The sequence below is a fragment of the Saccharibacillus brassicae genome, assembly GCF_006542275.1.
GTDB classification, from domain to species: domain Bacteria; phylum Bacillota; class Bacilli; order Paenibacillales; family Paenibacillaceae; genus Saccharibacillus; species Saccharibacillus brassicae.
In genome coordinates, this window is record NZ_CP041217.1 from 5,161,515 (window position 1) to 5,175,412 (window position 13,898).

At 59.3% G+C, this 13,898-nt stretch carries 14 protein-coding genes; 8 read left to right on the plus strand and 6 right to left on the minus strand.

Annotated features, from left to right (window positions below; all coding sequences use genetic code 11):
* The first annotated feature begins 10 nt into the window (after positions 1-10).
* A complete protein-coding gene (locus FFV09_RS21555; protein ID WP_141449755.1) occupies positions 11-838 on the plus strand; it encodes a hypothetical protein in 828 nt (275 codons plus the stop codon).
* 114 nt (positions 839-952) lie between these two features.
* On the opposite strand, the gene FFV09_RS21560 is transcribed toward FFV09_RS21555, so the two are convergent.
* Complete coding sequence (locus tag FFV09_RS21560) at positions 953-2,452, minus strand: MFS transporter (RefSeq protein ID WP_141449756.1); 1,500 nt, start codon at positions 2,450-2,452, stop codon at positions 953-955.
* 170 nt (positions 2,453-2,622) lie between these two features.
* Between FFV09_RS21560 and FFV09_RS21565 the strand changes: the two genes are divergently transcribed.
* A complete protein-coding gene (locus FFV09_RS21565; RefSeq protein ID WP_141449757.1) occupies positions 2,623-3,462 on the plus strand; it encodes a MerR family transcriptional regulator in 840 nt (279 codons plus the stop codon).
* 60 nt (positions 3,463-3,522) lie between these two features.
* Here FFV09_RS21565 and FFV09_RS21570 read toward each other — a convergent pair whose 3' ends face one another.
* On the minus strand, positions 3,523-4,905 hold the full coding sequence (locus FFV09_RS21570) for an MFS transporter (protein ID WP_141449758.1): 1,383 nt from the start codon (positions 4,903-4,905) through the stop codon (positions 3,523-3,525).
* Between the two features lie 120 nt (positions 4,906-5,025).
* Here FFV09_RS21570 and FFV09_RS21575 point away from each other — a divergent pair, with 120 nt between their 5' ends.
* Positions 5,026-5,376, plus strand: a complete 351-nt coding sequence (locus FFV09_RS21575; protein ID WP_141449759.1) for an ArsR/SmtB family transcription factor — start codon at positions 5,026-5,028, stop codon at positions 5,374-5,376.
* A gap of 120 nt (positions 5,377-5,496) precedes the next feature.
* On the opposite strand, the gene FFV09_RS21580 is transcribed toward FFV09_RS21575, so the two are convergent.
* Positions 5,497-6,111, minus strand: a complete 615-nt coding sequence (locus FFV09_RS21580) for a DUF817 family protein (RefSeq protein ID WP_141449760.1) — start codon at positions 6,109-6,111, stop codon at positions 5,497-5,499.
* 224 nt (positions 6,112-6,335) lie between these two features.
* Here FFV09_RS21580 and FFV09_RS21585 point away from each other — a divergent pair, with 224 nt between their 5' ends.
* A complete protein-coding gene (locus FFV09_RS21585; RefSeq protein WP_141449761.1) occupies positions 6,336-7,424 on the plus strand; it encodes an alpha/beta hydrolase in 1,089 nt (362 codons plus the stop codon).
* Here FFV09_RS21585 and FFV09_RS21590 read toward each other — a convergent pair.
* Entirely contained in the window at positions 7,312-8,703 is a 1,392-nt protein-coding gene (locus FFV09_RS21590; protein ID WP_141449762.1) for an MFS transporter, read from the minus strand. The genes FFV09_RS21585 and FFV09_RS21590 overlap by 113 nt on opposite strands.
* A gap of 122 nt (positions 8,704-8,825) precedes the next feature.
* Here FFV09_RS21590 and FFV09_RS21595 point away from each other — a divergent pair, with 122 nt between their 5' ends.
* Positions 8,826-9,704, plus strand: coding sequence for a LysR family transcriptional regulator (locus tag FFV09_RS21595; protein ID WP_141449763.1), 879 nt, complete (start codon positions 8,826-8,828; stop codon positions 9,702-9,704).
* Between the two features lie 82 nt (positions 9,705-9,786).
* Here the strand turns inward: FFV09_RS21595 and FFV09_RS21600 are convergent, their stop codons facing one another.
* Both FFV09_RS21600 and FFV09_RS21605 read right to left on the minus strand, forming a co-directional pair.
* Positions 9,787-10,125 (minus strand): cupin domain-containing protein, encoded by a 339-nt coding sequence (locus FFV09_RS21600; protein WP_141449764.1) that lies wholly within the window; start codon positions 10,123-10,125, stop codon positions 9,787-9,789.
* A gap of 207 nt (positions 10,126-10,332) precedes the next feature.
* Positions 10,333-11,172 carry a YitT family protein gene (locus tag FFV09_RS21605; RefSeq protein ID WP_141449765.1) on the minus strand — a complete coding sequence of 280 codons (840 nt, stop codon included), beginning with the start codon at positions 11,170-11,172 and terminating at the stop codon, positions 10,333-10,335.
* Between the two features lie 199 nt (positions 11,173-11,371).
* On the opposite strand from FFV09_RS21605, the gene FFV09_RS21610 reads away from it, so the two are divergent.
* The 3 genes from FFV09_RS21610 (at position 11,372) to FFV09_RS21620 (ending at position 13,831) form a co-directional block, all read left to right on the plus strand.
* The gene (locus FFV09_RS21610; protein ID WP_141449766.1) at positions 11,372-11,956 is read left to right on the plus strand and encodes a TetR/AcrR family transcriptional regulator; all 585 of its coding nucleotides are present in this window, start codon (positions 11,372-11,374) and stop codon (positions 11,954-11,956) included.
* A 39-nt stretch (positions 11,957-11,995) separates the two neighbouring features.
* On the plus strand, positions 11,996-13,036 hold the full coding sequence (locus FFV09_RS21615; protein ID WP_141449767.1) for an NADH:flavin oxidoreductase: 1,041 nt from the start codon (positions 11,996-11,998) through the stop codon (positions 13,034-13,036).
* A gap of 234 nt (positions 13,037-13,270) precedes the next feature.
* Positions 13,271-13,831: a DUF4334 domain-containing protein gene (locus FFV09_RS21620; protein ID WP_141449768.1), complete on the plus strand. Its 561-nt coding sequence runs from the start codon at positions 13,271-13,273 to the stop codon at positions 13,829-13,831.
* The last annotated feature ends 67 nt before the right edge of the window (positions 13,832-13,898 follow it).

Here is a 13,898-nt window from a genome sequence, read left to right on the forward strand (position 1 = left end):
GGAGCGAGGCATGACGTTATATCAAAAACTGCTGAACATACAGGCAGAACTGAGCGAGGTCGCGGCATGGGCGGATTTTTATCAAGCGCAGCCGCATGAAGGAAACCGGGATGCAGCCCGTCAAGCTTACCGGGATTTCGCGAGTTGGCTGGAACGCTTCACGCGGCCGCAGCTCATTCTGATCTACGCCTGCGCACAAATCGGAGATACCGGTATGGGCAAAAGATTCGACAGTGAAGCGACCGGCCATTACAATTCTTCTCCGTACCCGCTCCCTTTATACGAATCGGCAGAACGGCTGCTTGAACGCTACGCGGCATTCAACGCTTTTTGGAGCCGGGACAAGCTCTCCCGATACTTGTGCCGCTGTACGTCAGACGGGAAACCGTTCGAATTCGGCATGAGTATCTTGCAAAAAGCGCCCAATCGAACGTCCGGGTCGGCCGCGCCGCTGTTCGACAGGGAGCCCGATCCGGTGCGGCAGGCGCTGGAAGCCGAAGAACCGCCTGAATTCACAACCTCTTCTACGCTGATCGTAAGCATGGACAATAGCGACTGCCTCTATACGTATTATGAATTCAGGGAAGACGCGGCTTTGTGCATCGAATGGCTGCACACCCGCTTTTACGACTGGATGTACGGGCAAAAAGGAATTCATCCGTTTCGCTGGCATCACGAGCATCTGCACAAAGGCAGGCGAACGTTCGAAGGATGGGGATATATTCAGGGTCCCGACGACTTCGTCGATTGGATTAACACTTTCGTATACCTGGAACCGGTAGGACGGCCGCTGCCGATCTGTCCGCTTGTGCCGCCGATTGCGAAGCTTTCTTTTTGACTATTCGATCGGCATAGGGGACACTCGGTACATCAAGGGACATACGGAAAAAGAGCGCCGCAGCGCGTCGTCAGTGACGACAAACGCTGGGACGCTCTTTCTTTTTAAACACGTTCAAGAGCCGGTTCGTTCGCGCGACTTCGCCCGGGCTCCGATCACGGCCACGATCAGGGCCGCTGCGGCGAGGAACGCCGCGATGCTGGCCACGACGACGACGAACGAAACATCGAACGCGGATCGTCCCGCTTCCCGCAGCGCTGCCGCCGATGCCGCCGGCAGGCTGTCCGCGGCCAGCAGCGCTTCGTCCAGGCTGTCCCTGACGTTGGCCGGGACATTCAGCCCTGCCGGAATCCGCATGGACAGCGTGTAGAGCAGCGCCGACAGACTGCCGATAATGGCAATGCCGGACGCCCCGCCCATCTCGTAGGCGACTTCTTCGATCGAAGCGGCCATGCCCGCTTTGTGGGGCGGCGCTTCGTTCATGATCGAATGCGAAGCCGCCGTCATGCCCGCGCCGAGACCGGCGCCGAGCAGCAGCAGTCCCGCAATTTGCAAGGCGGGCTCTCCGTCGAAGCGCCAGGCGTAGAGACCCGTACCGAGAGCGGCGGCGAACAGGGCGAACACCTTGAGCCGGATCGGATCTGCCCGGTGCAGCCGCATGCCGGCGAACAGGCCCGCAACGACTGCGGCCAGCGGAATGCTGACCGTGAACCAGCCCGCCTGCAGCGGGCTCAGGTTCTCGACGAGCTGAAGCCGCTGCGTCACAAGATATTGCAGGCCCATCTGGCCGAACATGCCGACGAACGCCACGATAAAGCCGGCGGCAAAGCGCGGAATCTTGAACAGCGACAGGTCGATCAGCGGGTCTGCGCTGCGGATCTGCCGGCGGACAAACAAGGCCAAAGCGACTAGTCCCAGCGCGGCGCCTGCCGCGGCAAGCGCCGGAGAACCGTCTCGCCGGGCAAATTCCTTGATCGCGTAGATCAGGGCGACCATCGCGACCATGATCTGGACCGACCCGAACAGGTCCCACTTTTTCCCCGGATCGCCTTGATGTCGGGGCACGATCCACAAGGTCAACAGCAGGGCGGCCAGCGCGATCGGCAGATTGATCAGGAAGACCGAGCCCCAATGGAAATGGGCCAGCAGCAGCCCGCCGACGATCGGGCCGAGCCCGGCTCCCCCGGAAGCGATCGCGCCCCAGACGCCGATCGCAAGTCCCCGTTCCCGTTCGTCGGTGAACGTGACGCGAATGATCGACAGCGTGGCTGGCATCATCATGGAAGCGCCGACAGCCAGCAGTACGCGCGAAGCGATCAGCACGGCGGGAACCGGCGAGAACGCGGCCGTAAGCGAAGCTGCGAGAAACACGAGCAGGCCGAGCGTGAAAATGCGGCGGTATCCGAGTCGGTCGCCAAGCGTGCCCATCGCGGGCAGCAGTCCCGCCATGACGAGCGAATACCCGTTCAGGATCCACAGTTTCTCCGAAGCGGACGCCCCGAGGTCGCGAGTCAGGATCGGCAGCGCCGTGTACAGAATCGTCATATCCATCACGATCAGCAGCAGCGCGCTTGAGACGATCGCAAGAATAATCCAGCGTTTGAAAGCAGTCATGTCTATCCTCCGTATCCAACCGATTTGAATCCGTTTCGATTCACTCTTGCAGCATAAAGTATCGGGTTACCCTATAGTCAATCTTCTTTTTGACGGCTACAATAAAGAGAATACAGGCACGGGTCAAGCAGCAACTCGAACCGACCGGATGCCGAAGAGGAGGCCGACCGATGCCGGAATCGCACGAACCTTATCTGACGACCGGCGAATTCGCCGAGATCTGCGGGGTAAGCAAACATACGCTGTTTCATTACGACGAAATCGGGCTGCTGCAGCCGGAGTTCGTGAACGACAAAGGCTATCGATTTTATTCCGTGCACCAGACGTACGCGTTCGACATCATCAACGTGCTCAAGCAGACAGGAACGCCGTTGAAAGAAATCGGAACTTTTTTGCAAAACCGGAACAAGGACGCGTTGATCGGGTTAGTCCGTCAAAAGCTCGGGGATCTGGAAAAGGAACGGCGTAAAATCGAGTGGATGCAGCATTTTCTGGTCGATACGCTGACGATGGCGCAGCAGGCTTCGGACGGTCTGGAACACGGAATCCGGATCGAGGAGTGCGGGGAAGAGACGCTTGTCGGCGTCGAGATTCGTCCGGAAGGCGGGGACAAAGAGTTTATCCGCAAACTCGGCCAGCACCGGAAAGTCTGCGAGGAGCGGCAGATCGACTGCCAATCCGCGATCTGGAGCATCATCGGGCAGGAACGCTTCGCTGCGGGGCAGTATTACCCGGATTATACCGGCAACAAGCTGGCGAACCCCAATGCCGACGCGGACGTGCGGATCAAGCCGGCCGGCCTCTACGCGGCGGCGAATCATTGGGGTTCCTACGAGACGATGCCGGATACGTACGCCCGGATGAACGCTTTTATCGAAGAGCAGGGTTACGCCGTGAACGGAGATACGTATTCTGTTGATCTACTCAGCTACCTGGCCGAGCCGGATCCGTCCGATTATGTCATCCGCGTATGGATCGAAGTAACGCCAAAAAAGCCAAAGCCCGCATGAATGGGGCTTTGGCTTTGGTTTTGAATCAGTGAATGTGACAAGCGATCCGATCGGCCGCGTTCAGCCGAGCGCCAGACGGGCATGCCGGCGATACCACAGCGCGCACAGGATCGCGACGACCGCGGCGACCGACAGGCCCCAATAGATGTTGGAGTAGGCGGTACCGAGCGGCAGCGTATGCTGCCATTCCAGCGCCGTCGTCGCCATGGCGACGCTGAACGCTCCGCTGAAAAATTGAAGCAGCTGGAACAAGCCCATGCCCGAACCGATAAACGATTCCGGCAGCACGCGCGACAGTTCGTTCGACAGACTGCTGGACAGCGCGGCGAACGAGAGGCTGAGAATCATGTACGTCAGCATTGCGGCGATCCAGGAATGGCCGATGAACAGCGCGAACAGCAGCGTCGAGAGCAGCAGCATTACCGGGCCGAGGCGCAGAATGCCGTGGTTGCCGTGCCGGTCGATAATGCGTCCGATTTTGCGCGACGCGATGATCGCGAGCAGCGAACCGGGGAAGATGACCAATCCGGCATAGCCGGCCGTGAACTCGAAATTTTTGGTCAAAATCTGCGGCAGCAGGAACAGCGTCGCGAAGTTGCAAATATAGGCCGTCATGCCGGCGAGCACGAGCAGCATGTAGCGGCGGTTCGCGAACAGCGAAGGCAGGACGAACGGGTCCGGCGTCTTGCGGATGCGCAGCACGAACAGGATAAGCGAGACGATGCCGATCAGCAGAACGATCCACGCCCGGCTGGTCAGGAACAGCAGCAGGCAGGTAATGCCGACGGCGAGCAGCACGCCGCCGAGCGCGTCAAACGATCCGCGCTGCGGCAGTTCTTTGGGCAGCAGCCAGGCGAAGAACGGCACGAGCAGCAGCACGGCCGCCGTAATCGCAAACAGCCAATGCCAGCTGAGGTTCTCGACGATCAGTCCGCCGACCACGGGGCCAAGCCCGAGTCCGAGCGACACGGCGGACATGATCGTTGCCATGGCACCGCCGCGGCGCTTGAGCGGAATATACCGGGTGAACAGCACCATGGAGAGCGAGACGGCGCCGCCTGCGCCCGCGGCCTGAACGATCCGGCAGAGCAGCAGCACGACGAAGCTCTGGCTGAAGAATCCGACGACGCCGGCGAGGCCAAGCGCGATCAGTCCCGTAATGAGCAGCCGGCGCAGCGGCACGAAGTCCGACAGGCGGCTGAACGTGATCGACGAGATCGCGAACATGATCGAGTAGCCGGTCACGATCCAGGAAGCCGAGGTGCCGGAGATGCCGAACTCGGCTGTCACGTCGGGCAGCGCCATATTGAACATGGCCGTATTCATGATAACCAGAATGATGGCGATGCTGAACACGAGGATGGTCAGGCCTTCGCGGGCCAGAACGGGGTGGTTCGAGTCCTGCGAGATCTCCTCGGCAGGCGGATTTGCGGGTGGGTTCATGGTGATTGCTCCTTTTTCTATAGTTCGGTCATAAACGAACATTTGAAGTATAGCAGGCGATCCTGTAAAATACAATTGAAACTTCATCCGTCAATCGAACGCCCGTAAGGAGGACTTCGCATGAAACTTCTTCATCATCCGGACCGCAAAGACATCCGGCTTCCGTCCGTTTTGTATGCGCTGAGCGACCCGGTTCGGCTCCAGATGGTCGCGCAAATCTACGAGAGCGGCGAAGAACAGGCCTGTAAATGCTTCGACGTGCCGATTGCCAAATCGACGCTGTCCCAGCATGCCCGGGCGCTGCGCGAAGCCGGCATTACCCATACCCGGGCGCAGGGCACCCAGCGGCTGCTTTCGCTGCGAACCGACGATCTGAACGCCCGTTTTCCGGGACTGATCGACACGGTCATGCAGGCATACCGGCAGGATCGTCTCGAAGAAAGCGCGAGAGCCGGCGCGGCGGCCGAGTAACTGCGCCGTCCCTGTCGGCGAGCATAAGAGTAAGCGTTATCATACGTAAAACCCGCGTTCTCCCGATCAGGGAAAACGCGGGTTTTTAATTTGTCCGTCTCTTCTAATTCTTTTTCACTTCTATTCGACTTTCCCCGGTTCGGACTTCCTCAGGCCCGGCTGCGCAACTTTGATCCGCTTGAGTGTCGCCACGATCAGGAAGCTGACGATCACAAGCAGCAGCCAAGAGCCGACTTTGACCGGATGAACGAGCGTCCAGGCCGCCGACTGGTTCGGATACGTCCAGGCGCCGAAGAAGGTCGCGATATTTTCGGCGATCCAGATGAAGAACCCGATCAGCGCAAACGACGCGACGATCGGCATACGGTACCGCGACGTCCCGACCCGGTAAGTCACCCGGGAGCGGGCGAACACGATCAGCATCAGAGCGAACAGCCACCCGCGAACGTCGATCCAGATCACTTTTAATTCGTCCCGCGTCTCAAGGCCGGAGCGAACCATGGCGACCTGAATCAGCAGGCAGAGAATCAGCAGCCAGTCGTATCGGGGCAGCAGCGGAAGCGGCAGCATCCGGGTCACGGCCAGCGCGGCGAAGATCGCGACGGGAAACAGGCACGAGAGCGCCTGCTCCCGGCCAAAGCGCACAAAGCGCAGCAGCTGCCGCCCGGCATGCGCGGCGGTGCCTGCCGCGAAGCCGATCCGGCCGTCGGGATGGGCAGACCGTTTTATTTTCATCGCAAAAAGGCCTCCGTTCATCAAGCAGAAGATAAGAAATGCTGGCTCTATCTTATCGTAGAATTTATCGTAAAACAATATAAATATATTGTTTTATAAAATAAAAAAACCCTCATTCGCCAGATTGAGTCAACGGGACTTTCTCCGGTTAAGGCGTTTAGGCAGGAATAAAAGAGTCCCCGTCCCACTCGCACCGCATACACCAAGAAAGAGAGGCTGACAACATGGCAATCAAACTTCCTATTTGGGGCGACTCCGTTCCGCACAACACCGGACAAAGCAAATTCGACGAGCTGGAGCTCAAAAACAAGCATCCTTCCGAAGCGTTGTCCGGACTCAAAGCGCTTGCGGTGCTGAAAAAAGACGAGTACAACAGCAAACGCCGCCACTGGATTCACGAGGCGACGTATGCGGCCGAGATTCGGCACGGAGAAGGCAGGGAGACGTATGACGATCAACCGACGCTGACCCCGTACATGGCGCCGGGCAGCGATCGGGCGATCATCGTCGTGCCGGGCGGCGGCTACATGACCAAAGACATCAAGCACGAAGGCGAAGGCGTCGCCCGTTCGTTGAACGAAGCCGGCATTTCCGCTTTCGTGCTCGATTACCGGCTGAATCCGTACAAAGCACCTATCCCGATGCTCGACATGCAGCGCGCCGTCCGTTACGTGCGGTATCATGCGCCGGGGTACGGCATCGATCCGGCCAAGATCGGAGCGGTCGGCTTTTCGGCCGGCGGCCATCTGGTGTCTTCCCTCATAACGCTGCGACGCGGCTTGCCTGTCGAATACGCCGGGTACGAAGCCGATTCGATCGACCGGACAGACGATTCCCTCGCGCTGGCCGGGTTGATCTATCCGCTGATCTCGTGCACGGATCTTCCGTCGATCGCGATCTCGATGTTCAGCCGGGAAGATGCCGAAGATCCGGCGGAACGCGAGCGGCTGCTGAAGCATTATTCGCTGGCGCAGCATGTGCGACCGGGCGACCCGCCGCAGTTTCTCTGTTACGGCGACCATGACCACCTGCTCGGCAGCGAAGGCGTGCAGGCGTATCAGCGGGCGCTGGACGCGCACGGCGTCCCGAACCGCATGCTTGCGATCGAAGGCGCCGACCACGGATTCGGGGACTGCGAACGCGGAACCTTCGTGGACAAAGTGCTGGGTCTCACCTCGTACGCCTATTGGAAAAAAGAATTTACCGATTGGGCGAACGCGAAGTTCGACCAAATCCGGCTCTACCCGTCCACACAAGAACCAGAGTGCAAACCGACAGGATACAGCCCAGGCGGTGAAGACCGTCATGCGTGAACGCGCCCCCCATGACGGAAGCGATCAGCAGCGAAGACAGAATCGTGCCCAAATACCGGGATGTATGGAATAACCCGGACGTCACGCCCGCCATGGCCGCCGGCGTATGTTCGAACAAAGCCGCCTGCATCGCCACGCCGTTTAGCCCGTTGGCGATGCCGAACGCGGCCAGGATCGGGACGAACCAGAGAACGGATACCTGCGTACCGATTACGGCAAGACCGAGCGAGCCGCCCGCCATCAAGACGGCGGACAATAGCAGGAGCGGCCGGGGACCGAGGCGGTCTACCCCGCGGCCGGCGAACGGGGCAGCCAGCAGCGAACACAAGCCCAGACTGAGCATCAGCCAGCCCGCATGGAGTTCGCTTAGACCGCGCACGCTTTGCAAATAGGAAGGCAGTCCGAAGAAGATCGAATAGAACAACAGATTGACCAGCATGAACTCCAGGTTCACCCGGCTCAATTCGGGATACCGGACGAACATCCGAACCGGCACAAAAGGCGAAGGATGCCGCCATTCATGCCGCACCCAAATCGCCAGCAGGACCATGCCGGCAAGTCCCAAGCCGACGGATTTCGCGGACAACGTGCCGGAAGAGGAGACGGCCAACAGCCCGAGCATCAGCGCGGTCAGGCCCGATCCGAACAACAGAATGCCCACGGGATCAAGCTGACGCATCCGTGTCCGCCGCGAAGGCGGCGGCCCGTCGAGCGCCTTTTTCGGTGTGTCGCGGGGCAGCACGCGCCAAGCCAGCAGGAACGCGAACGCGGCCACCGGCACGTTGACGAGAAAGATCGCCCGCCAATCCCAGGCGTGGATCAAGAACCCGCCGACGAACGGCCCGATGGCCGCCGCACCGGACAGAAAGATCGACAAGATCGCCAAAGCGGAGCCTTGCTTACCCAACACGTGAACCCGTACGATCGCCATGCCGACCGCGATCATCATGCTGGTGCCGATCGACTGGAGGATACGCAGGGCGACGAGCCAACCGAAAGTCGGCGCGAACGCGGCAGCGAACGAAGCGATCATCGACACGAACAGGCCGGTCAAAAAAATCCGGCGCCGCCCCAGCACGTCGCTCATCCTGCCCATCACGGGCTGCGCGGCGGCGCTGCATACATAAAACGCAAAGATTATCCAGGATACCGACGCGAAATCAAGCGCAAACGCTTCCTGCAGCGAAGGCAGCGCCATCGATACCATTGAAGAATTCAGCGGATTCAGCATAACGCCAAGGCCGACGGCAATCATTAAAGTTTGGCTGCGTCTATTCATTCAGAAGACCCCCTTCAGGTCAGGCCCGTGTCCCGAGCTGTCCTGCTTAGAGGATAACGCGAATTTTCCATGGCTTCCAACGCCTTTTATGCTATGATTTCATGGATCTGGAGGAATGAATAATGGAACTTTTGCAGTTGGAGTATTTTAGGGTCGTTGCGCGGCTGGAACATATGACCGAAGCGGCTCGTGCCCTTCATGTGACGCAGTCTTCGCTGAGCAAAACGATCCGGCGCCTGGAAGAAGACCTCGGCGTACCGCTGTTCGACCGGACAGGCCGGCGCCTGCGCCTGAACGAATCCGGGAGGCTGTTCATGCGCCGGGCGGAGCAAGCTTTGTTCGAGCTGGAGCAGGCCCGGCAGGAAGTACGCGATTTGTCCGCCCGGTCCGACGAGACGCTCAAACTTGCGGTCACGGCGGGAAGCCGACTTCCCGACATTCTCAAAGCGTTTCGCGGCAGCCGGCCCGGTGTCCAGTTTTACGTGCAAATGCAGACGACGCGGGAGATGACAGAGTCTTTGGCGCGAAACGAAGTGGATTTTGCATTATCCTCGCCGCCCGTGCGGGAAGACGGGATTGTATGCCGCATCGTGCATAACGACCCGCTTATTTTGGCCGTGCCTGCCGAACATCGTCTGGCCGGTCAGGATAGAGTCGGCTTGGCGCAGCTGCAGGGAGAATCTTTTGTCGGTGTAAAAAAGGGCTACGGAACGAGGGATCTGGTGGACACGGTCTGCGATTCCCTGGGCGTTGCGCTCGATTATGTCTATGAAGGCGATGAACCGACCCGGCTGCTGGCGCTCGTCGAGGCAGGCATCGGCCTGGCGATCCTGCCGGAAACGGCGCGCGGCCGCTACGAGTCGGTGAGCTATCTGCACTTGGAAGAAGCGCAGTTATCGAGGGAAATTGCGCTGTTATGGAAAGAAGGGCGTTACCTGTCGAGTGCGGCGCAGCAATTCCGCTCCGTCGTGCTGCATCATTTCGGACACGAATCTCTGTAAGCAAAAACGGAAAACGACTTCAGGAACGAACGGGCGCCAGAGCGCCGATCGTTCCTGAAGTCTCGTTTGGGTTCGCTGCCGCTCAAATCTCCTGCGCGTAAGCGTCGCCCGGCGTGCGGATCAGCACGACCGACAAGCTGGAGTTGACGACGCCGCCGCGGTAAGCGAACGATTCGTGGCCGGCGACCTGCACGAGATCGCCGACCGCAACCGGCGTCTCCCGATCGTCCGCGATCATGAAGCCGCGGCCTTCGAGCACCGTCAGATAGACGGTAGCGCCGGGGTGGTTGTGCGCGGGCAGCGTTTGGCCGGGCGCGAAATTCAGCACGAAGACGACATGGTCTTGTTCTTTGAAGACGATTTTTTTGGTGAACCGGTCTTCCCGGTATTCCTGAAAAGCTTGAAGCGCTTGCTGGTGCATAAGATCCACTCCCCGGATTCGGATAACAGCTGCGAACAAAAGTCTTTGCTTTTTCATTATAAAAGAGATCGGGAGCAGCCTCGTGATTTCAATCACAAAGCACGGCATACAAAAAAACAGCCCGACTCTCTCCGAGAGAATCGGGCTGCTGCCGCCGGTCATGCTGCCGCCGGTCAGCCAAGCCGGACGCTTGCGGCTTCTGCACGTTTACGACTTCTGCAAATCGACGAACCCTTTGCCGAACACGTCCTGCACGCTGTGGATCGTCAGAAACGCTTCGCGGTCCGCCGCTTTGACGATCGTTGTGAGCAGCGGCAGTTCTTTTTTGCTCACGACGATGTAGAGGATGTCCACCGCATTTTGCGTGTAATACCCTTGGCCGCTCAGGACCGTGACGCCGCGGTCCATGAGCGTGCTGACCTGCCGGGCAATCTCGTCTTTTTGCCGGGAGATGATCGTAACGGACTTTTGCGGATTCAGCCCGGTCGTCACGAGATCGATGATCTTGGTCGCGACGACCAGCATGACGATCGTGTACATAAGCTTCTCCGCACCGATGATGAAATACGACGAAGCCGCGACCAGCACGTCGCAGAGCAGCAGCGCGTAGCTGATCTTCCAGCCCCAGAACTTGTGCATCAGCCGGGCGATGATGACCGTGCCCGCCGTCGTCCCTTCCACGCGCAGGATCAGCCCGATCCCGAGCCCGATGATCGCGCCCCCGAACAGGGCGTTGACCATCAGGTCGTCCGACGCCACCTGCCAGCCGGTCGTCAGGTGCAAGAACAGCGAATGCAGCGCCACGGCGATTACGGTATACCCGACCGTCTTCTTGGGCAGCAGCCGGCAGCCGATGCCGAGCAGCGCCAGGTTCAGAATCAGGCTGCTCCAGCCCGGCGACCAGTCCAGTAAGTAATATAGAATGATGGTGATCCCGACCACGCCGCCTTCGCCCAGTTCGTGGGGGATAACGAATACGTTGATCCCGAGCGCAAAAGCAAACGCGCCGAGCGCGATGATGGCAATGTCCCCAACCGTTCTTTTCATGATCCGCAGTCCTCTTTTCCGCGATGCCGCGTCCTTAACGAATGCGCCCGCACGAATCTGCATTCATTTAAGCACGGAATTCCGCACGTTCTCAAGAACTTGGACTACCAAGATACCATGCTAACCGAGCAGCCGACTAAAGCATGGAGAGTTTCGATTTATATTTGACTGCGTGGTCAACAACTGATAAGATCCGGGTATGAGCAGACCTAGAGAGTTTGACGCCGACACCGCGCTTCACCAATGTATGGAGGTTTTCTGGGAAAAAGGCTTCCATGCCACTTCCTACGAAGACCTGACCCGCAGCACGCAGGTGAAGAAGCAGAGTCTGTACGGCGCGTTCAAGAACAAACGGCAGTTGTTTCTGCAATCGCTGCGCATGTACCGGCAGCAAGTCCTGGAAGAATTGGAACGCCGCGTCGCTTCGGCGAAGACGCCCGCCGCGAAGCTGGAAGCGATCTGCGAGGCGACGATGCAGGAGAGCGGGGAGAAAGCCAGGCGAGGCTGCCTGATCATCAATTCGTCGCTGGAATTCGGCGATGCCGACGAGGAAGTCGCGCAGGAAGTGCGCACCATGCTGATCCGGTTAGAAGAGATGATCGAACAGGTCGTCCGAAGCGGACAGGAACAAGGAACGATCACGCGGCAGATCGGCAGCCGGGCTCTGGCCGCCCATCTGAACAATGCGCTCGGCGGAGCGAAGATCATGGAGAAATCCGGCGCTTCCCGGGAAGAGATCGCGGCCGTGCTGCATACGGCGGTCGCATTGATGAGAACGATTTAACGATTTGATACCAACCCTACACACAGGAGGCTGTACCCAATGACCCAGAATCCATCCGTTCAATCGTTGTTTCAACCGTTTCAAGGCGGAGGTCTATCGCTGTCCAACCGGATCGTGATGGCGCCGATGACCCGCCAATTTTCGCCGGAAGGCGTACCGGGCGAAGACGTCGCCGCCTATTACCGCCGCAGAGCCGAGAACCAGGTCGGCCTGATCGTCACGGAAGGCACGGTCATCGACCATGCCGACGCTTCGAACCAGAAGAACGTGCCGCATTTTTACGGCGAAGCGGCCCTGGCCGGCTGGCGCAAAGTCGTGGAAGACGTGCATGCGGCCGGCGGCAGGATCATTCCGCAGATCTGGCATATGGGCGCCCGCGGCCAGGTCGGTGAATACACCGAGTCGGAGATCGAAGAACTCGTGCGCCAGTTCGCCCTGTCGGCCGCGGCCGCCAAACAACTCGGCTTCGACGGGATCGAGCTGCACGGCGCGCACGAATACCTGATCGACCAATTCTTCTGGGCCAAAACGAATCCGCGTACCGATCGTTACGGCGGCGGCATGGTGGAACGGACCCGCTTTGCGGTCGAAGTGATCGAAGCGTGCCGCGAAGCCGTCGGCCCGGACTTCCCGATCGTGTTCCGCTTCTCGCAGTGGAAAGGAAGCGATTATACGGCGAAGCTTGCGCAGACGCCGGAAGAACTGGAAGCTTTCCTCAAGCCGCTGAGCGCGGCGGGCGTCGACGTGTTCCACTGCTCCACGCGCCGCTTCTGGCAGCCGGAGTTCGAAGGTTCCGACCTGAACCTGGCCGGCTGGACCAAGAAGCTGACCGGCAAACCGACGATCACCGTCGGATCGGTCGGACTGGACGGCGAATTCCTGAGCCTGTTCAAGGAAGGCAAAGGCGCCGGCGTCAGCGGCATCGACGATCTGCTGAAGCGTCTGGAGAACGGCGAATTCGATCTGGTCGCGATCGGGCGCGCGCTGCTCGCCGATCCGGCCTGGGCGAGCAAAGTCGAGGGCGGACACCAAGATGAGCTGGTCGCGTTCTCGCCGACCGCTTTGCAGACGCTGAACTGAATGCTTTGACTGAATACTTTGAGCACAAGGACCCCGCGAAACTTTGGCGGGGTCCTTTTTTGGATTGCGGTTATCGGTGCGGGGCTCCGGGCTCGTTGAACAGGCATTCGCCCCGTGATACGATCAAACCACGGCGGGCGCGGCGGACGAAACACGCGAAATATGCGGAAGACCCAGACCAAGCGGAATCCGGCATCCGCGCCCGATTTTGCCCCGGCAAAGGAGAGAAGGAACATGACTTCGGCAAGAGAAAGATTGAACCGGATGCGCAGCGAAGGCGCGTCGCAGGAAGAAGCGTTTGCGCTGTTCGACAGCCTGGAAGCGGCCGACTCGCCCGGCATGCTGGATTTGTGGAGAGGCAGCGAGATCGCGACCGGTCATCCGCTCGAAGGGCTGCTGACGGTATCGGGCTGGTACGGCAAACAGTTCGATAGCGCCGAGCACGTCCACCCGCTTGTTTTTCAGAAAAAGAACGGCGATCTGTACGCAGTCAATCCGATCTGGATTCCGATGAACCTGCCGTTCGACAAAATCCCGCGCGGTCCGATCCGTCCGGCGATGACGCTTGCCCGCCCGTTCGTTCGAACGCGCAAAAGCGCCGCCCGGCTGCGGCAGATCGAATACCGGGGAACCGTCAGCGCCGCGATGGTCTACGACCATAAAGACATCATCGACGTGTTCCGCAAAGTGGACGAAGATACGCGGTTCGCCGTCATGGACGTCAAAAGCCTGAATAGCGACAAAAGTTACTTTTTCGTGCTGGAACGTATGCGGGGCAAAGCTTTTCGTCCGTGATGAGTCCCTGATGATTTGTATGAAAAAAATTTAATCCGGTCTTCAGCGGCCTTTTATTGAAGTACGA

Bases quoted from the DNA above. Each gene is read 5' to 3' on its own strand.
- FFV09_RS21605 (WP_141449765.1), bottom strand. From the start codon at position 11,172: ATGAAAAGAACGGTTGGGGACATTGCCATCATCGCGCTCGGCGCGTTT.
- FFV09_RS21595 (WP_141449763.1), top strand. From the start codon at position 8,826: ATGGAACTTTTGCAGTTGGAGTATTTTAGGGTCGTTGCGCGGCTGGAA.
- FFV09_RS21620 (WP_141449768.1), top strand. From the start codon at position 13,271: ATGACTTCGGCAAGAGAAAGATTGAACCGGATGCGCAGCGAAGGCGCG.
- FFV09_RS21610 (WP_141449766.1), top strand. From the start codon at position 11,372: ATGAGCAGACCTAGAGAGTTTGACGCCGACACCGCGCTTCACCAATGT.
- FFV09_RS21555 (WP_141449755.1), top strand. From the start codon at position 11: ATGACGTTATATCAAAAACTGCTGAACATACAGGCAGAACTGAGCGAG.
- FFV09_RS21575 (WP_141449759.1), top strand. From the start codon at position 5,026: ATGAAACTTCTTCATCATCCGGACCGCAAAGACATCCGGCTTCCGTCC.
- FFV09_RS21585 (WP_141449761.1), top strand. From the start codon at position 6,336: ATGGCAATCAAACTTCCTATTTGGGGCGACTCCGTTCCGCACAACACC.
- FFV09_RS21570 (WP_141449758.1), bottom strand. From the start codon at position 4,905: ATGAACCCACCCGCAAATCCGCCTGCCGAGGAGATCTCGCAGGACTCG.
- FFV09_RS21560 (WP_141449756.1), bottom strand. From the start codon at position 2,452: ATGACTGCTTTCAAACGCTGGATTATTCTTGCGATCGTCTCAAGCGCG.
- FFV09_RS21600 (WP_141449764.1), bottom strand. From the start codon at position 10,125: ATGCACCAGCAAGCGCTTCAAGCTTTTCAGGAATACCGGGAAGACCGG.
- FFV09_RS21615 (WP_141449767.1), top strand. From the start codon at position 11,996: ATGACCCAGAATCCATCCGTTCAATCGTTGTTTCAACCGTTTCAAGGC.
- FFV09_RS21565 (WP_141449757.1), top strand. From the start codon at position 2,623: ATGCCGGAATCGCACGAACCTTATCTGACGACCGGCGAATTCGCCGAG.
- FFV09_RS21580 (WP_141449760.1), bottom strand. From the start codon at position 6,111: ATGAAAATAAAACGGTCTGCCCATCCCGACGGCCGGATCGGCTTCGCG.
- FFV09_RS21590 (WP_141449762.1), bottom strand. From the start codon at position 8,703: ATGAATAGACGCAGCCAAACTTTAATGATTGCCGTCGGCCTTGGCGTT.